The organism is Achromobacter sp. Marseille-Q4962 (assembly GCF_943737005.1).
Taxonomy (GTDB): Bacteria; Pseudomonadota; Gammaproteobacteria; order Burkholderiales; family Burkholderiaceae_B; genus Achromobacter.
In genome coordinates, this window is sequence record NZ_CALSFU010000002.1 from 25,457 (window position 1) to 46,485 (window position 21,029).

20 protein-coding genes and 1 tRNA gene are annotated in these 21,029 nt (G+C 67.4%); 13 read left to right on the top strand and 8 right to left on the bottom strand.

Annotation, left to right across the window (positions count from 1 at the left end; translation table 11 throughout):
* The first annotated feature begins 123 nt into the window (after nt 1-123).
* Complete coding sequence (locus NGJ44_RS01815) at nt 124-1,083, top strand: LysR family transcriptional regulator (protein WP_251862932.1); 960 nt, start codon at nt 124-126, stop codon at nt 1,081-1,083.
* Here NGJ44_RS01815 and NGJ44_RS01820 read toward each other — a convergent pair.
* The 4 genes from NGJ44_RS01820 to mutM all read right to left on the bottom strand — a co-directional run bounded on the left by NGJ44_RS01820 (nt 1,073) and on the right by mutM (nt 5,076).
* A complete protein-coding gene (locus tag NGJ44_RS01820; RefSeq protein WP_502802095.1) occupies nt 1,073-1,270 on the bottom strand; it encodes a DUF2783 domain-containing protein in 198 nt (65 codons plus the stop codon). The genes NGJ44_RS01815 and NGJ44_RS01820 overlap by 11 nt on opposite strands.
* A 21-nt stretch (nt 1,271-1,291) precedes the next feature.
* Complete coding sequence (locus NGJ44_RS01825; RefSeq protein WP_251862933.1) at nt 1,292-2,968, bottom strand: FAD-dependent oxidoreductase; 1,677 nt, start codon at nt 2,966-2,968, stop codon at nt 1,292-1,294.
* A gap of 215 nt (nt 2,969-3,183) precedes the next feature.
* Nucleotides 3,184-4,137, bottom strand: coding sequence for an MBL fold metallo-hydrolase (locus tag NGJ44_RS01830; protein WP_251862934.1), 954 nt, complete (start codon nt 4,135-4,137; stop codon nt 3,184-3,186).
* A gap of 111 nt (nt 4,138-4,248) precedes the next feature.
* Nucleotides 4,249-5,076, bottom strand: coding sequence for a bifunctional DNA-formamidopyrimidine glycosylase/DNA-(apurinic or apyrimidinic site) lyase (mutM, locus tag NGJ44_RS01835; RefSeq protein WP_251863067.1), 828 nt, complete (start codon nt 5,074-5,076; stop codon nt 4,249-4,251).
* Here mutM and NGJ44_RS01840 point away from each other — a divergent pair.
* From NGJ44_RS01840 to NGJ44_RS01870, 7 genes are all read left to right on the top strand, one after another.
* Nucleotides 5,075-6,961, top strand: a complete 1,887-nt coding sequence (locus NGJ44_RS01840; RefSeq protein ID WP_053244052.1) for a tetratricopeptide repeat protein — start codon at nt 5,075-5,077, stop codon at nt 6,959-6,961. The genes mutM and NGJ44_RS01840 overlap by 2 nt on opposite strands.
* On the top strand, nt 6,958-7,551 hold the full coding sequence (gene lolB, locus NGJ44_RS01845) for a lipoprotein insertase outer membrane protein LolB (RefSeq protein WP_053244053.1): 594 nt from the start codon (nt 6,958-6,960) through the stop codon (nt 7,549-7,551). The genes NGJ44_RS01840 and lolB overlap by 4 nt, the downstream gene beginning before the upstream one ends.
* Nucleotides 7,552-7,718: 167 nt before the next feature.
* Nucleotides 7,719-9,317, top strand: coding sequence for a methyl-accepting chemotaxis protein (locus NGJ44_RS01850; RefSeq protein WP_251862935.1), 1,599 nt, complete (start codon nt 7,719-7,721; stop codon nt 9,315-9,317).
* 75 nt (nt 9,318-9,392) lie between these two features.
* Nucleotides 9,393-10,304, top strand: a complete 912-nt coding sequence (gene ispE / locus NGJ44_RS01855; RefSeq protein WP_053244070.1) for a 4-(cytidine 5'-diphospho)-2-C-methyl-D-erythritol kinase — start codon at nt 9,393-9,395, stop codon at nt 10,302-10,304.
* Nucleotide 10,305: 1 nt separating this feature from the next.
* Nucleotides 10,306-10,382, top strand: a tRNA-Gln gene (locus NGJ44_RS01860).
* A 130-nt stretch (nt 10,383-10,512) separates the two neighbouring features.
* Nucleotides 10,513-11,463, top strand: coding sequence for a ribose-phosphate pyrophosphokinase (locus NGJ44_RS01865; protein ID WP_053244055.1), 951 nt, complete (start codon nt 10,513-10,515; stop codon nt 11,461-11,463).
* Between the two features lie 118 nt (nt 11,464-11,581).
* Complete coding sequence (locus NGJ44_RS01870) at nt 11,582-12,202, top strand: 50S ribosomal protein L25/general stress protein Ctc (RefSeq protein WP_251862936.1); 621 nt, start codon at nt 11,582-11,584, stop codon at nt 12,200-12,202.
* A 104-nt stretch (nt 12,203-12,306) separates the two neighbouring features.
* Here NGJ44_RS01870 and NGJ44_RS01875 read toward each other — a convergent pair whose 3' ends face one another.
* Nucleotides 12,307-13,287 (bottom strand): Bug family tripartite tricarboxylate transporter substrate binding protein, encoded by a 981-nt coding sequence (locus NGJ44_RS01875; protein ID WP_053244057.1) that lies wholly within the window; start codon nt 13,285-13,287, stop codon nt 12,307-12,309.
* 73 nt (nt 13,288-13,360) lie between these two features.
* Nucleotides 13,361-14,254 (bottom strand): MBL fold metallo-hydrolase, encoded by an 894-nt coding sequence (locus tag NGJ44_RS01880; protein ID WP_251862937.1) that lies wholly within the window; start codon nt 14,252-14,254, stop codon nt 13,361-13,363.
* A 135-nt stretch (nt 14,255-14,389) separates the two neighbouring features.
* Here NGJ44_RS01880 and NGJ44_RS01885 point away from each other — a divergent pair, with 135 nt between their 5' ends.
* The 5 genes from NGJ44_RS01885 to NGJ44_RS01905 all read left to right on the top strand — a co-directional run bounded on the left by NGJ44_RS01885 (nt 14,390) and on the right by NGJ44_RS01905 (nt 19,159).
* Nucleotides 14,390-15,352 carry a LysR substrate-binding domain-containing protein gene (locus NGJ44_RS01885; protein WP_053244059.1) on the top strand — a complete coding sequence of 321 codons (963 nt, stop codon included), beginning with the start codon at nt 14,390-14,392 and terminating at the stop codon, nt 15,350-15,352.
* 140 nt (nt 15,353-15,492) lie between these two features.
* A complete protein-coding gene (pth, locus tag NGJ44_RS01890; RefSeq protein WP_053244060.1) occupies nt 15,493-16,092 on the top strand; it encodes an aminoacyl-tRNA hydrolase in 600 nt (199 codons plus the stop codon).
* On the top strand, nt 16,089-16,850 hold the full coding sequence (locus NGJ44_RS01895) for a CPBP family glutamic-type intramembrane protease (protein WP_251862938.1): 762 nt from the start codon (nt 16,089-16,091) through the stop codon (nt 16,848-16,850). Before pth ends, NGJ44_RS01895 begins: the two co-directional genes overlap by 4 nt.
* Nucleotides 16,851-16,915: 65 nt before the next feature.
* Nucleotides 16,916-18,007: a redox-regulated ATPase YchF gene (ychF, locus tag NGJ44_RS01900; protein WP_053244061.1), complete on the top strand. Its 1,092-nt coding sequence runs from the start codon at nt 16,916-16,918 to the stop codon at nt 18,005-18,007.
* Between the two features lie 90 nt (nt 18,008-18,097).
* Nucleotides 18,098-19,159, top strand: a complete 1,062-nt coding sequence (locus NGJ44_RS01905) for a class I SAM-dependent methyltransferase (protein ID WP_251862939.1) — start codon at nt 18,098-18,100, stop codon at nt 19,157-19,159.
* A 575-nt stretch (nt 19,160-19,734) separates the two neighbouring features.
* On the opposite strand, the gene NGJ44_RS01910 is transcribed toward NGJ44_RS01905, so the two are convergent.
* Together NGJ44_RS01910 and NGJ44_RS01915 are read right to left on the bottom strand one after the other, a co-directional pair.
* On the bottom strand, nt 19,735-20,556 hold the full coding sequence (locus NGJ44_RS01910; protein ID WP_043224117.1) for an IS3 family transposase: 822 nt from the start codon (nt 20,554-20,556) through the stop codon (nt 19,735-19,737).
* Nucleotides 20,553-20,867: a DUF1153 domain-containing protein gene (locus NGJ44_RS01915; RefSeq protein ID WP_032955731.1), complete on the bottom strand. Its 315-nt coding sequence runs from the start codon at nt 20,865-20,867 to the stop codon at nt 20,553-20,555. Before NGJ44_RS01915 ends, NGJ44_RS01910 begins: the two co-directional genes overlap by 4 nt.
* Nucleotides 20,868-21,029 lie beyond the last annotated feature (162 nt).

A 21,029-nucleotide genomic window follows, 5' to 3' on the forward strand; every position in this document is an offset into this window, starting at 1 on the left:
CCGGGGGCGCGGGCGAGAGTCTCGTCCCGCGCGCCGATAGGCCATTTTCGGCAAAATCCGGCCCCTCGGCTACGGGAATGCGAAAATAGAAACTATAAATTCCGTGAATAATGAGGAAGCGCCATGGCCAGTCTGCGCGATGTGGACCTGAACCTGCTGCTGGTGTTCCAGCATCTGCTCGAAGAACGCAACATCTCGGCGGTGGCGCGCCGCATGGACCTGACCCAGCCCGCGGCGAGCAATGCGCTGCGGCGCCTGCGCGCCGCCTTCGGCGACGAACTCTTCGTGCGCACCGGCCAGGGCATGCAGCCCACGCCGCGCGCGGAAAGGCTGGCCGGGCCGGTGAGCGAGGCGCTGGCCACGCTGTCGCGCGCCCTGCAGGACCAGGACGCCTTCGACCCGGCCGCGAGCAGGCGGCGCTTCCGCGTGGCCATGTCGGACGTGGGCGAAATCCACTTCATGCCGCGCCTCATGGAAGCCTGCGCCCAGCTCGCGCCGGGCGTGCGCATCGATTCCGTGCGCACCCAGGGGCCGGATCTGCAGCGCGAAATGGAGGCCGGGCGCATCGACCTGGCCGTGGGCGCCTTCGACGACATGGGCGCCGGCGTCATGCAGCGCATGCTGTTCCGGCAGGGCTATGCCACGCTGTTCCGCCAGGGACATCCCACGGCCCATGCGGGCATGAGCCTGAAGGCTTTCCGCGCCGAGCGCCACCTCATCGTGTCGCGCGCGGCGCCCTACGGGCAGGTCAACCAGTCCATGGAACGCGCGGGCCTCGTGCTGGCCGAGCATTTCAGCGTGCCGCATTTCTCGGCCGTGCCGTATATCGTCAGCGCGACCGACCTGCTGGCCACGGTGCCCGAAAAGCTCGCCGCCAGCGCGGCCGGCCCGTTCGGCCTGCGCTACATCGCACCGCCGGTCAAGGTGCCGCCCTTGCAGACCAATATGTACTGGCAGCGCCGCTACGACCGCGACGGCGGCAGCCAGTGGCTGCGCGGCCTGATCGCGGAGGTGTTCGGCGCCGACGGGCAGCAGGCGCCTGTCGCGCGGGCCGGGGCGGGACGGCGCGACGCTACGCGCTGACGAGGGATTCCCGCGCCAGCCGCAGGGCTTCGCGCAGCAGTTCCATGTCGCCGAGATGGTTGGCCAGCAGCAGGATGAGCGCGGCGTTGAGCTCCTGGCTCTGCTCCAGGCTCAGGTCGCGGTGGATGTCGATCAGCGCCTCGTAGAAATCGTCCGGCGCGGGCAGGTTGGTTTCGGTGATGAGCATGATGGCTGCCTCTTTTCGGGATCAGGCGCAGATGGCGCGCCGCAGGGCGGCGTTGACGGCGGCGGCGTCCAGCGCGCGCCAGCGCGCCGCGACGTGCTGGTCCGGGCGCAGCAGGTAGGCCGTGCCGGGGCGCGCGTCGTAGCGCTGGGCGAGCAGGCCCGCGCTGTCCGCCACGTGCGTCATGCCCGGGGGCAGGGCCGGGGCGTCGCACTCGGCGCTGGTCACGATCAGCGGCTTGACCGGCGTCGCGGCCATGCTCAGCGCCTGCAGGGCCTGCACGGCCGCGGCATCGGGCAGCCGGTCGCCGCAGAAGAGGGCGAGCGCGAAGCCGCTGTCCAGCTGCGACAGCCACCAGCCGTCCTCGCCCGCCACGCGCACCGGCGCGTCCAGCGCCACCGCGCCGGGCCGCAGGCGTCCGCCGAACGCGTCCTGGTCGGGCGTGTTCAGCGGCGAGTCCGCATAGGTGGCCGGCAGCGAGAGGCGGCCGCTGTTGACGAGCGCGCGCGCAAACGAATGGCGCTTGGCCAGGTTGAGCACCGCGTTGCGGAAGCTGCGGCTGATGTCGCTCTTGGGCGTGATGAAATCGGTGGAGCGCGAGGAGTTGAGGATGTTCTCGTCGGCCGCGTACTCGCGTTCGGCGCAGTAGGTGTCGATGAGCGGCTCGGGCGCCTTGCCCGTCAACACCAGGGCGAGCTTCCAGGCCAGGTTCTCGGCGTCCTGCACGCCGCTGTTGGCGCCGCGCGCGCCGAACGGCGACACGCGGTGCGCGGCGTCGCCGGCGAACAGCACGCGGCCGTGGCGGAACTTGTCCATGCGTTCGCAGGCAAAGGTGTACACGCTCACCCATTCCAGCTCGAATTGCGCATCGGGCCCCAGCAGCGCGCGGATGCGGGGCAGCACATTCTCGGGCTTGACGGCTTCCTTGGGATCGGCGTTCCAGCCGAGCTGGAAGTCGATGCGCCAGACATTGTCGGGCTGCATGTGGAGCAGCACGGACTGGTTCGGATGGAAGGGCGGGTCGAACCAGAACCAGCGCTCGGCCGGGAAGTCCGCCTGCATTTTCACGTCGGCGATGAGGAAGCGGTCGCGGAAGACGCGGCCGTGGCTTTCCTGGCCCAGCATGGCGCGCACCGGCGAGCGTGCTCCGTCACAGGCGATCAGCCATTGCGCGTGCAGCGCGTAAGGGCCGTCGGGCGTTTCCACCGTCAGGCAGACGCCGTCGCCGGTCTGTTCCAGCGCCACCACCTTGTTCTTCCAGCGCAGGTCGATATTCGGCTGCTGCCGCGCATGCTCGTAGAGAAAACCTTCGGCGTAGTACTGTTGCAGGTTGACGAACGCGGGACGGCGGTGCCCCGGTTCGGGCAGCAGGTCGAAGCGCCACACCTCGCGGTCGCGGAAGAACACTTTGCCCACGTTCCACGACACGCCTTTCTCGGCCATGCGCTGGCCCACGCCCAGGCGGTCCCAGATCTCCAGCGTGCGCTTGGAGAAGCAGATGGCGCGCGAGCCGGTGGAAAGCCGGAAATCGTCATCCAGCACCACCACGCGCAAGCCCCGCCGGGCCAGGTCCAGCGCCGTGCTCAGCCCGACCGGGCCCGCGCCCACCACCACCACCGGGTGCGTGACGCGCTGTCCCGCGGCCTGGTCGGCGCATTTTTCATAGGCGAACTCCATCGCCTGGTAATCGATGTCTCCCACGTCTGTCTCCTGGGTGGGTTCGTTTTGTTTTTTGTTCGCTACGCCAGCCGCAGGCGCGTTGCCCGCGGCCCGGCAGTACGCGCCGCGGGCCTCGCGCAGCCAGGCGCGACGCTTCTCCGGGCGGGGGGCCGCGGCTCCGGCTCCGCCGGCGCGCTCCCCTGGGCGGGCTCCCCTCGAAGGGGAAGCGCCGCAGGCGCTTCGGGGGTGGAGCCCTCTCAGCCTTCGAGCTGCTTCCACATTTCGAGGTCGCGCTTGTCCGTCCAGATGCGCGGGTGCTCGATGCCGCTCGCCTCGTCGTAGGCGCGCGAAACGTCGAACGGCATGCAGTGGTCGAAGATCACCCAGTCGCTGTAGCGCGGCTTCATGAAGTCGTAGACTTCGCGGTAGATGGTCTTCAGGTCCTTGCCGTCGGCCACGCCGCGGTTCACCGCGCCATACAGGTCGGTGAGGAAGGCGCGGGTGCCGGCCAGGCCCTTGCGCACTTCCTCGGCGTTCTTGAGGGCCGGTCCGCGGCCCGGCACCATCTTCTCGGCCTCGAAACCGGCCAGCGCGTCCAGCGTGGAGGGCCAGTCGCGGAAGTAGGCGTCGCCGCAATAGGGCGTGGACTGGTACTCGACCAGGTCGCCCGCGAAAAGAATCTTCTGCTCGGGCAGCCAGGCGATGGTGTCGCCCTTGGTGTGGCCGCGGCCGACCTGCAGCAGCCGGACCTCGAGGTTGCCGAGGTTGACCGTCATTTCGCCCTTGAAGGTCATGGTGGGCCACACCAGGCCGGGCGGGATGGATTCGGCGTTGCGGAAGAGGCGGGGGAAACGGCCGATTTCGCTGGCCTTGTCCTGTTCGCCGCGCTCGGCGATGAGATCGTAGGTGTCGCGGCTGGCCAGGATTTCCTGGGCGTTGTAGGCCGAGGCGCCGAACACGCGCACGGCGTGGTAGTGCGACAGCAGGATGTACTTGATGGGCTTGTCGGTCACTTCGCGGATCCGGCGGATCACGTCCTGCGCCATGACCGGGGTGGCCTGGGTGTCGACCACCATGACGGCCTCGTCGCCAATGATGACGCCCGTGTTCGGATCGCCCTCGGCCGTGTAGGCATAGGCGTTGTCGGACAGCTTTTCGAACGACACGACCTTGTCGGCGAGGTCGGCGTGCGAGGCGAATTGCTTGCTCATGGGACTCCTTCCACTTTTATAGGAATAAGGGCATGGAAGCGACTATAGCCCCGCGTTAGTGTTTGTGCAATACGTTTGCTATAAACAAACAGGTGGGGTTTTTACGGGGATTCAAGGGTGTTGGCACCTCGGGCAGTAATACGTGGCGCGCTGTCCCTGGACGATGCGGCGGATGGGCGCGCCGCAGGCGCGGCAGGGCTGCGCCTCGCGCTCGTACACCGCCGCGTGTATCTCGAAATAGGCGCCCGGCTCGCCCGTGGCCCCCACGTAGTCGCGTAGGGTGCTGCCGCCCGAGGCGAGGGCGTCGGCCAGGGTGGCGCGGATCATGTCGGCCAGCCGGTCGCAGCGCGCCGGCGACAGCCGCCGGGCGGGCGTGGCCGGGTGGATGCGGGCGCGGAACAGGCTTTCGGAGGCGTAGATGTTGCCCACGCCCACTACGGCGTCGCCCGCCAGCAGCGCCTGCTTGATCGCCATGGCCCGGCCGCGGAAGTGCCGGTGCAGCCAGGCGCCGTCAAAGCGCGGGTCGAAGGGTTCGATGCCCAGCCGGGCCAGCAGGGGATGCTGCTCGATGGGCCCGGCGGCGCTGTCGTGCCACAGCACCGCGCCGAAGCGGCGCGGGTCGTGCAGGCGCAGGACGGCGTGGTCGAAGATCCATTCGACATGGTCGTGCTTGCGCAGGAATTCGCCCGGCGCCACGTTGCGCAGCGAGCCCGACATCCCCAGGTGCACGATCTGCGTTCCGTGCTCGAAACGCAGCAGCAGGTACTTGCCGCGGCGGGCGCATTCCAGCACCGTGCGCCCGGCCAGCAGGCCGGGCAGGTCCGGCGGAACGGGCCAGCGCATGCGGGGTTCGTGGACGACCAGGCGCGAGAGCTTCCGGCCGGTGATGACGGCGTCGATTCCTCGGCGCGTGGTTTCGACTTCGGGCAGTTCCGGCATGAGCCAGTGTAAGATCATCAATTGCGTGTACGAAGATTGTGCCATCAACCGGACGGGCCGCGTGAAGTCGTCTTTCAAACAAATGAATCTCGGGATAGCCGTGCTGGCGCTTGCGCTGGCCGCCACACTGGCCCCGCAAGCCCAGGCCGCCGACAGCAGGACGCGCGATGCGACCGGCCCTCGGATCGCGCCGCCCAGCCGCCAGCCGGAAACCGAAGTCATCCGCCTGCGCCCGGGCCAATTGCCCTATGTGACCCTCACCGCCGACATCTTCTACCGCGTGCTGGCCTCCGAGATCGCCGCGCAGCGCGGCATGTACGGCACGGCCGCCTCCACCATGGTGGGGCTGGCGCGCGAAACCGGCGATCCGCGCCTGGCCCGGCGCGGCCTGGAATTCGAGCTGGCCGGCGGCAACCTGCCCGGCGCGCTGGAAGCGGCGCGCGTGTGGGCCCGCCTGGCGCCCAACGACGTCGAGGCCAGCTCCACCGAGCTGGCGCTGGCCGCGGCCAACGGCCAGACGCGGGGCCTGGCGCAGGCGCTGCGCGCCCGCATCGACGGCGCCCGCGACAAGACCGCCGCCATCGGCCAGGCGCTGGCCGTGCTGAGCCGGCTGAACGACCGCCGCCTGGCGCTGCGCATCCTCGACGAATCCCTGAGCGAAAGCGCCCGCAAGCTGCCCGAAGCGCACCTGGCGCTGGCCGACGTGGCCTCGGCCGCGGGCGACTACGAGCGCGCCTCCCAGGAGGCCCGCCAGGCGCTGGCCGCCGATCCCCGGTCCGAGCCGGCCGCCCAGCGCGTGCTGGAATATGGCTACAAGGTCGATCCGCAGCGCGCGCAATCCGAGGCCCGCGCCTATATCGCGCGCAACCCCAACGCGCGCAAGGTGCGCCTGATGCTGGCCGGCCAGCTGGCCGACAGCGGCGACTACAACGGCGCGCTGGCCGAGCTGCAGGCCATGTCGCGCCGCTCCCCCGAAGATTTCGACCTGCTGTTCATGCAGGCCCAGCTTGCCTACAAGGCGGGGCAGCTGGCCCAGGCCCGCACGCTGCTGCAGCAGTATCTCGACGTGCAGAGCCAGCGCCAGCGCGCCACGGCGCCCGGTTCCACCGATGCCGGCGCCGCGGCCGCCGACGCGCGCGTGCTGCTGTCGCGCATCGCCGAAGACCAGGGCCGCTACGACGAGGCCATCGCCGAGCTGGGCCGCATCGACGATCCCACCCTGCGCTACTCGGTGCGCATGCGGCAGGCCACGCTGCGCGCCAAGGAGGGCCGGGTCGACGAATCGCTCTCCATGATCGACGCCGCCAATCCCCAGGACGACGAAGAGCGCACGCTGGGCGTGCTGACCAAGGCGCAGATCCTGCGCGACGCCGGACGGGTGCCGCAGGCCGTCTCCGTGCTCGAGGCCGCCGACAAGGCGCTGCCCGACACCGTCGAAATCAAATACGAGCTGGCCATGCTCTACGAGCGCCAGGACCGCCTCGGCGACCTGGAGCGCCTGTTGCGGCAGGTGATCGCGCTCGACCCCGACCACGCGCACGCCTACAACGCGCTGGGCTACACGCTGGCCGACCACAACCAGCGGCTGCCCGAGGCGCTGGATCTCATCACCCAGGCGCTGGAGCTCGCGCCCAACGACCCGTTCATCCTCGACAGCATGGGCTGGGTGAAATACCGCATGGGCGATCTCGCCGCCGCGGCCGACTACCTGCGCCGGGCATACGGCCTGCGCCCGGAGGCCGACATCGGCGCCCACCTGGCCGAAGTGCTCTGGCAGCAGGGCAGGCAGGACCAGGCCCTGCAGCTGCTGCGCGCGGCGCTGAAAAAAGACCCGGCCAACGAAACCGTGCGGGACGTCATCAAGCGGCTCGGGGTCCAGCCGTGACCGCCGTGCTGCGCAACCGGCGCGCCTTCCTGCGCGGCCTGGGCACGGCGCTGTGCGCGGCCGCGCTGGCGGCCTGCACCACGCCCAGGCCCATCGAAGGCGCCGCGCCGGGCGCGTTCTCGCGCGTTGGCCGCTTCGCCATCACCGTCAACGAAGAAGGCGGCAAGCAGAGCGCCGTGCAGGGCGGATTTTCGTGGCTGGACGACGGCAGCCGCTATGTGCTTGACCTGACCAACCCGCTCGGCTCCACCGAGGCCCGCGTCGAGGGCGGCCCGGGCGCCGCCACGCTCACCAAAGCCGACGGCACCCGCCTGTCGGCCGACAACCCCGATGCGCTGGCCGCCGAGGCGCTGGGCAGCAGCATGCCGGTTTCGGGCCTGCGCGACTGGCTGCGCGGGCGCCTGCCCGCCAGCCCGCAAGCCTCCGGCGTCACGCGCGATGACATCGGCCACCTGGCCGCTTTCGAGCAGGGCGGCTGGCACGCGCGCCTGTCGCGCTACGACGCGCAGGGGCCCTGCCTGCTGGTGCTCGAACGCCAGGAGCCGGGCCGCCGCATCCTGGTCCGCCTGGTCGTCAACCAGCCCTCCTAGCACAGTTTCGGCGCTGATGCACTGGGAAAAATCAAGGGTTTACCCTTGTATTTCCCGCCGGGCTTCCTTCTTTGTTACTGAATAATTCACCCTTACCGCCGCCGCGGGCGCTTGCCCGCGCGCCGTCACACCGGCCGGACCCGTCCGCGCCTTCAGGGAGTATTCGAATGTTCAGGAACATGCGCATCGCAACGATGCTGTTGGGGCTCATCGCGGTTTTCTTCGCGCTGCAGCTCGCCGTCGGCGGCATGGGTTTCACCGCCCTGCGCCAGACCAACGAGGACGTGGCGCAGCTCTATCGCCTCTCGGCCCGGCAGATGAATGAGGTAAACGATGCCGCGCTGTCGCTGGTGGCCGCGCGCACCGACCTCAGCCGCTACGCCACCCGCGTGGCCCAGGGCAAGGCCAGCGACGACGCCTCGCTGCGCGCCGCGCGGCAGCGCGTCGCCGCCGGCGACCGCAGCTTCAGGGCCTTCGCCGAGGGCCTGACTGCCGAAGAGCAGGCCGCCTATGCCGAGCTGCTGGGCGCGTATGGCAGCTTCAGCCGCAACCTGCAGAGCGTGGGCAACGTGCTGGAGGCGGGCGACATGGACGCCTACTACAAGCAGGGCACGCAGCAGGCGCAGGAGAGCTTCGTCGCCGCGCGCGAGGCGTTCATGCGCCGTGCCGATGAAGCGGGCCAGCGGGTCATGGACGAAATCTCCGGGTTCAACGCCGTGTTCACTTCCCTGCTGGCCGGCGCGCTGGTCCTGGGCCTGCTGGTGGCGGCGGGCGCGCACCTGATGATCCGCCGCGCCGTGCTGCGCCCGCTGCAGGAGGCCGGCGAGGTGTTCCGCCGCATCGCCGAGGGCGATCTCACGCGCCGCGTGGCCGACCACGGCCGCAACGAGATCGGCGCGCTGCTGGCCGCGCTCAGGAACATGCAGGACGGACTGGTGCGCACCGTGGGCGCGGTGCGCCAGGGCGTGGAAGAAATCCACGTGGGCACGCGCGAGATCTCATCGGGCAACGCCGACCTTTCCAGCCGCACCGAAGAGCAGGCCGCCTCGCTGGAGGAAACGGCCGCATCGATGGAAGAACTGGCCTCCACCGTCAAGCAGAACGCGGAAACCGCGCGCGAGGCCAACCGCATGGTGGCCGCCTCGGCGCAGGCGGCCGAGCGCGGCGGGCGGGCCGTGGCCACGGTGGTGGACACCATGCGCGCGATCTCGGGCAGCTCCAGCCGCATCGCCGACATCGTGGGCGTGATCGACGGCATCGCCTTCCAGACCAACATTCTCGCGCTCAACGCGGCGGTCGAGGCCGCGCGCGCGGGCGAGCAGGGCAAGGGTTTCGCCGTGGTGGCCAGCGAGGTGCGCACGCTGGCGCAGCGCAGCGCCGCCGCCGCCAAGGAAATCAAGCAGCTCATCGAGGATTCGGTGCAGAAGGTCGAGCTGGGCTCCGGGCAGGTGGAAGAGGCCGGCGGCACCATGCGCGAAATCGTCGAATCGGTGCAGCGCGTGGCCAACCTCATGGGCGAGATCGCCGCCGCCTCCAACGAACAGGCCAGCGGCATCGACCAGGTCAACGACGCCGTGTCCCAGATGGACGGCGTAACGCAGCAGAACGCCGCTCTGGTGGAGCAAGCCGCCGCGGCCGCCGGAGCGCTGGAGGAACAGGCGCGCCGCCTGGCCGCCGCGGTGGCCGTCTTCAAGCTGCCCGACGGGCACGTGATCGACGCGCCGGCCGTGGCGCTGCCAGCCGGCGCGGTGCCCAAGCTGGCCTGATTCCGGCGCACGGCAGGGCGGCGCGGCCCGCAGGCCGCCGCTTACAATGCGGGCAATGCCAAGACGGTGGTTTCCGTGACCCTCTACGACGTTCCCGCTCCCGCCAAGATCAACCTGTTCCTGCACGTGGTGGGCCGCCGCGCCGACGGCTACCACCTGCTGCAGACCGTTTTCCGTTTCATCGACCTGAGCGACACGCTGCACATCGAGGCGCGCGCCGACGGCGTCGTCAGCCGCGCGCGCGACCTGCCCGGCGTGCCCGAGGAACAGGACCTCACCCTGCGCGCGGCGCGCGCGCTGCAGCGGGCCACCGGCACCCGCCTGGGGGCGCACATCGGCCTGGAAAAACGCATCCCGCAGGGCGGGGGGCTGGGCGGCGGCTCCAGCGACGCGGCTTCCGTCCTCATCGCCTTGAACCGGCTCTGGAACACCGGCCTGTCGCGGCGCGAACTCATGGCGCTCGCCCTGCCGCTCGGGGCGGACGTGCCGGTTTTCGTGTTCGGCCAATCGGCTTTCGCCCAGGGCGTGGGCGAAGACCTGTCCCCGCTCGAGCTGCCCGAGCGCGCGTATCTCGTGGCCCAGCCCGACGCGAGCGTGCCCACCGCCAGCATTTTTTCCGCGCCGGATTTGACAAGAGATTCTTCTTTAGTCACAATAGCGGACTTTCTTGCTTCGCCAACATTTCGCCAGGGCAAGTTCTTTGGCAGGAATGATCTGGAGCCGGTGGTTTACCGCCAGTACCCTGAAGTCTTCAGGGCCGCGCGGTGGCTCGCTGAGCATGGTGTCCATGTTCGCATGTCGGGGTCTGGCGCGTGCTTGTACGCCGAATACTCCAAGCTCTCCGAAGCCGTTTTGGCGAAAACGGAAATTGCCGCTACAATGCGTGCCGCTGACAAAACAGATTGTCAGAAGCATCCACGGTTTCGGTTAGTGCAGGCCTGTACTGGATTAGCTGAACACCCGTTGCGGAATTGGATTGCAAGATAGTTGGGGAGTCGCCAAGCTGGTTAAGGCACCGGATTTTGATTCCGGCATGCGAAGGTTCGAATCCTTCCTCCCCAGCCACCCGAATACATAAAAAAGCTGTTGAACACGCCCATCCAATTGGCCCCGGTTCAGCAGCTTTTTTATTTCCGGCCCGCAGGACCGCGCACCACCTCGTCAGTGTCTTGAAACGACCCTCGCATCATCCATCATGGCAAACGAAAGCTTCATGATCTTCACGGGCACGGCCAACACCCGCCTGGCCGTGGACGTAGTCAACCACCTCGACATGTCCCTGGGCAAGATGACAGTGGGCCGCTTCTCCGATGGCGAGGTGATGGTCGAGATCAACGAGAACGTGCGCGGCAAGGACGTGTTCGTCCTGCAGCCCACCTGTGCGCCCACGAACGACAACCTGATGGAAATCATGGTCATGGTCGATGCCCTGCGCCGCGCCTCCGCCGGCCGCATCACCGCCGCGATTCCCTATTTCGGCTACGCCCGCCAGGACCGCCGCCCGCGCTCGGCGCGCGTGGCCATCTCGGCCAAGGTCGTGGCCAACATGCTGCAAGTGGCCGGCGTCGACCGCGTCCTCACCATGGACCTGCACGCCGATCAGATCCAGGGCTTCTTCGACATCCCCGTGGACAACATCTACGCGGGCCCCATCCTGCTGGGCGACATCTGGCGCCGCAACTTCTCGAACCTGGTCGTGGTGTCTCCGGACATCGGCGGCGTGGTCCGCGCCCGCGCCCTGGCCAAGCAGCTCGAAGCCGACCTGGCCATCATCGACAAGCGCCGCCCGCGCGCCAATGTGTCCGAAGTGATGAACATCATCGGCGAAGTCGACGGCCGCACCTGCATCATCATGGACGACATGGTCGATACCGCCGGCACGCTGTGCAAGGCCGCCCAGGCCCTGAAAGACCGCGGCGCCGGCGCCGTGTACGCCTATTGCACGCACCCCGTGCTGTCGGGCGGCGCCATCGACCGCATCGAAACCTCGGCGCTGGACGAACTGGTCGTGACCGACACCATCCCGCTGTCGGAGCAGGGTCAGGCCAGCGCCAAGATCCGCCAGTTGTCGTGCGCCGCGTTGCTGGGCGAAACCATTCTGCGCATTTCGAACGCGGAATCGGTGAGCTCGCTGTTCGTCGACTGACGCACCGTTTTCCCGTGCCCCGCTGGTCGCGGCGGGACACGGACCCCGCGGCGCGCATGGTGCGCGCCGCGTCGTAACCGGCGATGCCCCGCATCGTCCAAGCAATCTGGAGTTTTCCATGAAATTCAATGCCACTGCGCGTAGCGTCCAGGGTTCGAGTGCGAGCCGCCGCCTGCGCCGCGCGGGCCGCGTTCCCGCTATCGTTTATGGCGGCACGGCTGCCCCCCTGAACATCGAACTCGACCACAACGAGATCTACCACGCCCTGCGCAAGGAAGAGTTCCACGCCTCGATCCTGCAAATGCAGCTCGACGGCAAGGAGCAGCCCGTTCTGCTGCGTTCGGTTCAATGGCACGCCTACAAGCCGCAAGTCCTGCACGTGGACTTCCAGCGCGTGGACGCCAACCAGGCCCTGCACACCAAGGTGCCGCTGCACTTCATCAATGGCGAAAACTCGCCGGCCGTCAAGCTGGGCGGCGCCATGATCAGCCACGTCCTGACCGAACTGGAAGTGACGTGCCTGCCCTCGGCCCTGCCCCAGTTCATCGAAGTGGACCTGGCCAACCTGCTGCCGGGCGCTTCGGTGCACCTGGCTGACATCAAGCTGCCCAAGGGCGTGACCTACGTCGCCCACGGCGGCGATGCCAACCCGCTGCTGGCCTCCGCCGTCGTCAAGGGCGGTGGCGCTGCCGCCGCCGACGAAGGCGATGCCGGCGAAGAAGCCGCTCCCGCCGCCTGACAGGCACGGCGACCAGGCCCCGGCTGAGCCGGGGCCTGCCGTACCCGGCGCCAGACCCTGCCCGTGCCCGGCACGCGCAGGGTTTTTTCTTATCCGGCCATCCTTTAATCGTCGAGCGTGATGCCGGACTCCTTGACGATGGCTTGCCATTTCCGGCTTTCCTGCCGCAGCTCGCGTTCGAACCCGGCCGGATCGCTCCTGCCGGGGATGAATCCATTCTGCAGAAACGCCTTCTGGACGCCGGGGTCCGCCAGCGCCGCATTCAAGGCGCGCGACCAGCGCTGCATGACCTCTTGCGGCACGCCCCGGGGCGCGGCCAGCGCCCACCAGTTGCTCAGCACGACGTCGGGAATTCCGGCCTCGCGCGTGGTGGGCACGTCCGGCATGCCGGCGAAACGCTCGGGCAACGCCACGGCCAGCGCCCGGATACGGTGCTGCGGCACATACGCCGCGCCCACGCTGTAGCCGCCCAGGTAGAGCTGGACTTCGTTGGCGAGCAGGGCTTGGACGCCCGGCGCGGACCCCCGATACGGGATGTGCGTCATCTGTGCCTGCATCGCCCGCGTCAGCATATACGCCGACAGGTGCGGCGCGGTGCCCGTGCCAGGCGAACCATAGTTCAACTGGCCGGGATGAGCCTGGGCGTATTGCCTGAATTCCGCGTAGTTCGCGGCCGGCACGGCGGCGCTGACATAGATGAAGGAGGGCACGTCGGCCACCTTTCCGATCGGCTGCAGGTCTTTGAGCGGATCGAACCCCAGCTTGCGGTAGAGATATTGGTTGATGACGAAGTTGTTCGTCGCGCCCAGCACCAGCGTGTAGCCGTCCGGACTGGCGCGCGCGACTTCCTGCACGCCGATATTGCCGCCGGCGCCGCTGCGGTAATCCACGATCAGAGGCTGCCCCAGCGTCTTTTCCAGGAGGGGCTGCAACTGCCGCATGGCGATATCGCCCGCCGCGCCGGGCGCGTAGGGCAGCACGATGCGGACAGGCCGGTCAGGGTATTGCGCGGCGGCGGGCGACGCGCCGGGCGCGATCCAGGCCAGCGCCGCCGTAATGCCCAGCATGCATAGCTTGCGGTTCATCGTGGTTCCCCTTGTAAGCGCCCCCGGGCGCGGGGACTCGAATAATCGTTGCCGCCGCGAGGCGGCAGCCGGTCTACAGGTCGATGCGCATCAGGTCGTGGGCCAATCGCAGCGGCCCGGCATAGTGCCTGCGGATGTCCGACACGATGTCGTCCATCAGGTGCGGCCCCATCAGTTCGACCGGAAGGTGTTTCGCGGCAGCGCGCTTGAGCACCGGACTGCACGAATCGAAATGGCCGAAATGCGTGGCGACCAGGCTCTTCACACCCGCCTCGCGCGCGATTTTGCCCAGGTCGGCAGGGCTGGTGTGCGCATAGGTGCCCACGCCGGTCTTGGCGCGGTGGGCGATGAAAGATTCCGGAAACGTGCATTCGTGGATCAGCAGGTCCGCGTTCCGCGCCAGGCCGACCATGGACGGACAGGGCGCCGTGTCGCCGCTGAAAGCGACGACCCTGCCCTCAGCTTCGATGCGTACGCCGAAGCATTCGCAGATCTCGCGGGGAATGTGCTCAACCCAGTCCACGCTGATGCGCACGTCGCCGTCCTCGTACACCGTGCCCGGCGCCACCTCGCGCACTTCAGGCCGGACCGCTTCGATGTTCCGCTGCCGCGCCGGGTAGGAACTGCGCGCCTGGAAATCCGCGTGGAAAGCGCCATTCTCGAACAGGTGGTCAACGAAGTTCCGCGTGCCGCGCGGCCCCAGCAACAAGGGGCTGCCCGTCTTGTTCAGCATCCAGCTCGAAATCACGAAGTAGGGATAGTCGCAGATATGGTCGTGGTGCAGGTGCGTCAGGAACACAAAGCCGACATCGGCGGGATTGACGTTCGCGCGCACCATCTGGCGCGTGGCGCCTTCGCCGCAATCGAACAGATAGTGCCTGCCGTTTTCCAGCGTCAGCAGAATGGCGGACTGGCCGCGGTCCGGGTCCGGCAGCGCCGCGCCGGTGCCCAGCATGGTGATTTTCATGGCTTTCCCCTCATGTCCGTTTCAGGTGGGGTTTCGGGTCGTGGTTCCGCATCGGGAAAGCCCAGTGTAGGCAGCCGTGATATGCCGAGAAATCGAAAACTATAATCAAGTGAAAACCAAATGGAATCACCTGTCATGGCTTCCGACGTCCGCCTCCCCAGCGCCAGCGAGATCCGCGCGCGCCTGCGCATCCGGCACCTGGACCTGCTGCGGGCGCTGGACTCCACCCGCAGCGTGCACAAGGCCGCGGCGCAGATGGGCATGACCCAGCCGGCGGCCAGCAAGCTGCTGGCCGAGCTGGAAGCCACCTTCGGCGTGCCGCTCTTCGCGCGGTCGAGGCGGGGCGTGACGCCCACCCGCTATGGCCTGGCGCTGGCGCACAAGGCCGGCCTGCTGCTGGCCGACCTGGACGGCGCGCGCGTCGAGCTCGAAGCCATGACCCGCGGCGCCTCGGGCCGGGTGCGCGCCGGCGTGCTGCAGGTCGTGCTGCCCGTACTGATTCCCGAGGCGCTGGCGCAACTGCGCAAAGAGGCGGCGGGCGTCACCGTCATGCTGCAGGAGGGTTCGTACGACGTGCTGCTCAACGGGCTGGCGCGCGGCGAACTGGACTGCGTCATCGGCCGGCTGATGACGGGCGCGGCCCAGCGGACGTTCCGCACCGAAATCCTGTACGAAGAACCCATCCGCGTCGTCGCCCGCATCGGGCATCCGCTGATGCGCTCCTCGCGCGTGAACGCCGCCACGCTCGCGCGCCAGTCCTGGATCCTGCCGCCGCCCGAGGCCCCGCTGCGCGCGCGCATCGACGCCTACTTCGCCGAGCAGAACGCGCCCCTCATCGACCCCGTCGTCGAATCGGTGAGCCTGCTGGCCAACGAGGTGCTGCTGCGCCAGTCCAACGTGCTGGCGGCCATGCCGCGCGGCGTCGCGCTGCACTACGCCAGGCTGGGCGTGCTGGGCATTCTCAAGTTCCAGCCCGACTGGTCCCTGCCTCCGGTCGGCGTGGTTACCCGGGCGGACGCCGAGATTTTCCCCGCGCTGCAGGTGTTCCTGGAGGCCGTGTGCGGCCAGGCGCGCGCGCTGCGCCTGGCCGCACAGTAACCGGACCGGCGCGCATCGGCATGGGCGCGGTCCCGGAGACAGGGCCGTCCCAAGACAAAAACCAGAAAGGTCCTCGCGCGGGCAGTCCCAAGCCGCAGGCGCAGCGTGGGGACGGGATTTTTTGGTTTAATCGCCCCATCATGCCTACACCCATACGTCTCATTGTCGGCCTGGGCAACCCCGGCCCCGATTACGAAACCACCCGCCACAACGCGGGCTTCTGGCTGGCCGATCACGTGGCCGACGACCTGCGCGCCTCCTTCGCCATGGAAAAATCCTTCTTCGGCATGGTCGCCAAGGCGCGCCTGGGCGCGGACAACGTGCTGCTGCTCAAGCCGGCCACCTACATGAACCGCTCCGGACAGGCCGTGGGCGCGCTCGCGCGCTTCTACAAGCTCGCGCCCGAGCAGGTCCTGGTGCTGCACGACGAACTCGACCTCCTGCCCGGCCAGGTCAAGCTCAAACAGGGCGGCGGGCACGCCGGCCACAACGGCCTCAAGGACATACAGGCCGCGCTGGGCAGCCCCAATTTCTGGCGCCTGCGCATCGGCATCGGCCATCCCCGCACCCTGGGGCTGGCCCAGCCCGTGGCGGACTTCGTCCTGCACCAGCCCCGGCGCGAAGAACAAAAGGAAATCGAAGCCGTCATCGACCGTTGCCGCGCCCTCATGCCGGCCTTGCTCGCGGGCGATTTCGCGCTGGCCACGCGCCAATTGCACAGCGGCAACGAGGCCGGATGAACCCGCCGCCCCGCCCGCGCTTTCGCAGCGAATTCATGGACTTCCTGCGGTTCATCCGCAGACCGGCTCCGCTGCGCCGCCTGCCCGGCCGGCTGCGCGGCGGCGGCATCGCGGCCGACGCCTGGCCCGGCACCGGACCGCGGCGCCTGCTGGCCTGGGCCGCCTTCCTCTGGGCATTGAACCTTTTCGCGCTCGGCCCGCTCGCCGTGGCCGCCGCCGGCGTCGGCGGCGCCACCCACAGGCTGGACCTGAACAACATCCCCGTGCTTGCCGCCATTCTCTGGGCCCCGCTCGTCGAGGAAATGCTGTTCCGCTACGGCCTGCGCCGTCCCTTGCAGGCCCTGTGGCTGTGCCCGGCCATCGTGCCGGCGCTGATATGGGGGCCGCGGCTCTGGACCGGCCTGCTGCTGGCCGCTCTCCTGCTGCTCGCCGCCTGGGGCGTGCGGCAGCGCCCCCAAGCGCTCGCCGGCTGGAACACCGCCTGGCGGCGCTACTACCTGCGCCGCTTCGGCCTGGTCTTCCACCTCGTCGCGCTCGCCTTCGCCGGCATGCACCTGGGCAATTTCGTTCTGCACCAGACCCCTTACTGGCTGCTGCCCCTGCTCGTGCTGCCGCAATGGGTGACGGGTCTGGTCCTGGGCTGGATGCGCGTACGCCGCGGCATCGGCGCCGCCGTCCTCCTGCATGCGCTCTTCAACGCCGGCCCCATCCTGGTGATCTGGGCCATCATGCGCTGGGTGCCCTCGGCCGCCGCCTGAGGGCGGGGAGGGCGACGCGGTAAACTTACGCATCAACGATCAAACCATAATCACACAGGATTCCCATGGCTCTGCAATGCGGCATCGTCGGCCTGCCCAATGTCGGCAAATCGACGCTCTTCAACGCCCTGACCCGCGCCGGCATCGCCGCCGAAAACTACCCGTTCTGCACCATCGAACCCAACGTCGGCGTGGTCGAAGTGCCCGACCCCCGCCTGCAGAAGCTGGCCGAGATCGTCAAGCCCGAGCGCATCCTCCCGGCCACCGTTGAATTCGTGGACATCGCCGGCCTGGTCGCCGGCGCCAGCAAGGGCGAAGGCCTGGGCAATCAGTTCCTCTCCCACATCCGCGAAACCGACGCTATCGTCAACGTCGTGCGCTGCTTCGAAGACCCCAACGTGGTTCACGTGGCGGGCAAGGTCGACCCCATCGCCGACATCGAAGTCATCGAAACCGAGCTCGCGCTCGCCGACCTGCAGACCGCCGAGAAGGCTCTGCAGCGCCACCTCAAGACCGCGCGCTCCGGCGACAAGGAATCGCAGCGCATCGTCGCCGTGCTTGAGAAGTGCGTGGCCCACCTGAACGAAGCCAAGCCCATCCGCACCCTGGGCCTGTCGCCCGAGGAAATGGCCGACATCGCCCAGCTCTGCTTCATTACCGCCAAGCCCGCCATGTACGTGGGCAACGTCGCCGACGACGGCTTCGCCAATAACCCGCTGCTCGACCGCCTCACCGAATTCGCCGAAGCGCGCAAGGCGCCCGTGGTCGCCATCTGCGCCGCCATCGAATCCGAAATCGTCGACCTCGACGACGCCGACCGCCAGGCATTCCTCGCCGACATGGGCATGGAAGAACCCGGCCTCAACCGCCTCATCCGCGCCGCCTTCAAGCTGCTCGGCCTGCAGACCTACTTCACCGCCGGCGTCAAGGAAGTGCGCGCCTGGACAATCCCCATCGGCGCTACCGCCCCGCAGGCCGCCGGCGTCATCCACACCGACTTCGAACGCGGCTTCATCCGCGCCCAGACCATCTCCTACGACGACTACATCGCCTACAAGGGCGAACAAGGCGCCAAGGAGGCGGGCAAGATGCGCGCGGAAGGGAAGGAGTATGTGGTGCAGGATGGGGATGTGATGAATTTCTTGTTTAACGTCTGACCAGGCGCTTCCCGTCCCGGGGGCCTCGCGTCAAAGCGCCGGGGTTCCCGAAACGCCGCCATCTCCCCGGGGGCGCCCCGGGGTTTTGCATTGGGGCGACGCGATTGCTTCGCGGCGCTGGCCGCGCCGGTGCCGGCGGACCCGGCGGGTCGAGCTGCGCGCCCGATGCGGGGCGGCGGGGCACTACCCATTTCCGCGGCAGTCGGGCTACAGTTCGCTGTCATGCGGAAGGCGGAAAACGGGCAAGGGTGGCGCGCGTTTCGTCTTCCTTTTCATCAGATCCGCTTTATCGAGAAATTCATGATTTCCATTGATATCGGCTGCGGCCGCAAGAAGATGGCCGGTTCGGTCGGCATCGATTTCTCGCCCATGAGCGATGCCGACGTGGTGCTGGACCTGAACCGGGAAAAATTTCCGTTCGAGGATAACAGCGTCGATTTCGCGTTTTCCTCGCATGCCCTGGAGCACCTGACGCTGGACGGATTCTTCAACGTCATGTCAGAGGTGTACCGCGTATTGAAGCCGGAGGGGCAGTTCAAGATCGTGGTGCCGTACTTCACGACGACGATCAATTATGCCAATCCGTTCCATAACAACCAGATCTGTTTCAACGAGCATACGTTCCGCTTTTTTTCCTCCGACGCGGAGACGGACGCGCTGCCCAAGTACCAGTACGAAACGCCCAGTTGCCGGCAATGGGGGTTGCGTTATTCCGCCAACAGCGAACTGGGCATCGAGTTCCGGACGCGCAAGATCGGCTTTTTCTATTTTCCGGAGTATCGCGATCTCGACGAGAAGTCCCGGTTTCTCGCGCGTTCCACGAGCACCAATGTGGTGGATCAGATCATTTATACGCTCGAGCCGGTGAAACCCTGTCCGATACGCCCGGAAACCGGGCCGGTCGCTTCGGGCGACGATCCTCACGTTTTCGTCGGCAAGCAGCTCGAATATTTGAAAGAACAGGTCCGCCATCTCGAGGCGCGGGGTGTTTCCGCTCCCGACGTGGCCGTGGCGCGGGAGTATGCCGAGAACACGGTGCGACAAGGCGATCTGTATGCGGTCGGCGGCATTCTGTCTCCCGTCAATTTCTTCGTATTCGAAATGGACGACCACATCCAGCGCATGCGCCGGCTGATCGATACGCTGTCCTGAACCGCCCGGCCTTGGGCCGCGGCACTTCCGCATGCTGTGGCGGTACCAGGCTTCCATACCACCCGGCGCCCGCTGGTGCGATATCCGGGCGGCCGTGTCACAGAACCCGGACGGGTCAAGAACTCCTAACGTCGCCCTGGCGGGGCGATTGACGAGCCGCTTTGCCGGGCCTGGAATTCCCGTCAACACGGCTCCTCTCGATGACCCTGCTTCGGCGGGGAAGCTGCTGAGGGTTTTTGGTTGTCTGCAGATGCGTTTTCATTTTCGCCGGCCAACATCGACCGCGGGTTGACGTTGCCCAGCAGGTGGAGGGTGATCTTCAGCGACAGGAAGCGACGCATGCAGGCGGGTCAGATTCAAACCGGCTGACCCGTTGCGGTTCGGCAGCCAATGGCATCCTGTTCGACTTGGCGTATGCCGCTGAATAGCGTTGACAGCGTTCCGAAGTCCCATGCTTCGCATGCCACCCCGGTCGCCAGGGGAAGACCGCATTTGGCCGGTTGTGGCGCGCGAATGCTTCCTGGGGCCGCCCAATCAGCCGGGCGTGTGTAATGACCCAGCAGAACCTGCTCAGGTTAAGCGGCTAATGCAAATGCCTCAGCCGGGGTCTTCATGCCGAGCGCCTGGTGCGGTCGTCGGTCGTTGTAAAAGCGTATCCAGTCGCCGATCACGCGGCTGGCATGCTGGATCGTCTCGAAGCGATGCCGATGTACACACTGCTCTTTGAGCGTGCGGATCACGCGCTCGACCATACCGTTTTGCTGAGGGCAATGCGGCGTGATGAACTCCTGGCGCAATCCATAGCCGCGTACCAGTGCGGTGTAGCTGCGCGACGTGAACACCAGCCCATTATCCGAGCGCAACAGGAACGGCATCGGCACGCGACCCAACGTCCCGAAGCGGGCAATCAAGGCATGTTCCAGGGCGCTGCCCGCGGTGCAGGCCTTGCCGCTGCGAGATAGGTGCCAGCCTAAGAGTTCGCGCGTATGGCAGTCGATCACCAGCGCCAGCGTTGCCCAACCGTCCCGGCCAGCCCACACCCGGCACATATCCGTGGACCAGCGCTCGTTCGGCATCGTTGCCACCGATGGCAGGGCCTGGATCCGGGGCCTGAACCCGATCGGCCGCTTACGAACCTGCCAGCCCATCAACTGGAACACGCGTTGCACGGTGTTCTTGTTGAACCCCAGCAGATGCGCCACCGTCCGGTACCCAAACGACGGCGATTCCTCGATCATTGCCTTGATCGGCACGGCGAACTTGGGATCGACCTTGGGCGCGGACTTCACCGGCTTGTAGTACACCGTGCGGCGCGGCACACCGAACCAGCGACACAGCTTGGCGATCGAGACGGTGATACCGTCGGCTTGCAGTCCCTGGCGGATCGTCTCGATCACTTCTCGTCCTCGCCCAGCAGGGACTGCAATTTTTTTCTGGCGCGCAGCTCCAGCATCGCTTCGCCGTACGCCTCTTGCAGGTCTTTAAGCTGGCGCTCGTACTGCTCACGCACATCCTGCGGGTTGGCTCGCAGGGCGTTCTCCATACCCCGCTTGCCGTCATCGACCCACTGCTCGACTTCCGATGGTGACAGGTCGTATTGGCGGCTCGCCTCGGCCACTGTCGTCTTGCCTTGGATGATGTCCAGCACCAGCGCGCTTTTGCGCTTGGCTGTCCAGCGTTTGATGTCTTCTTCCATCTTCGTGCTCATCGTCATTTCCTCGATTATGACGTGAGCAGGTTTTCACTGGGTCAATACACGTGCTTGCTTAGCCAGTCAGGGTGGCGGGAGACACCGCTTGGCTTGTCCAGCTTGGCGCTGAATTCTTGGTGGAACAGGTCGGGCCGGAGATGGGCGAAGCAATGGTTTTGA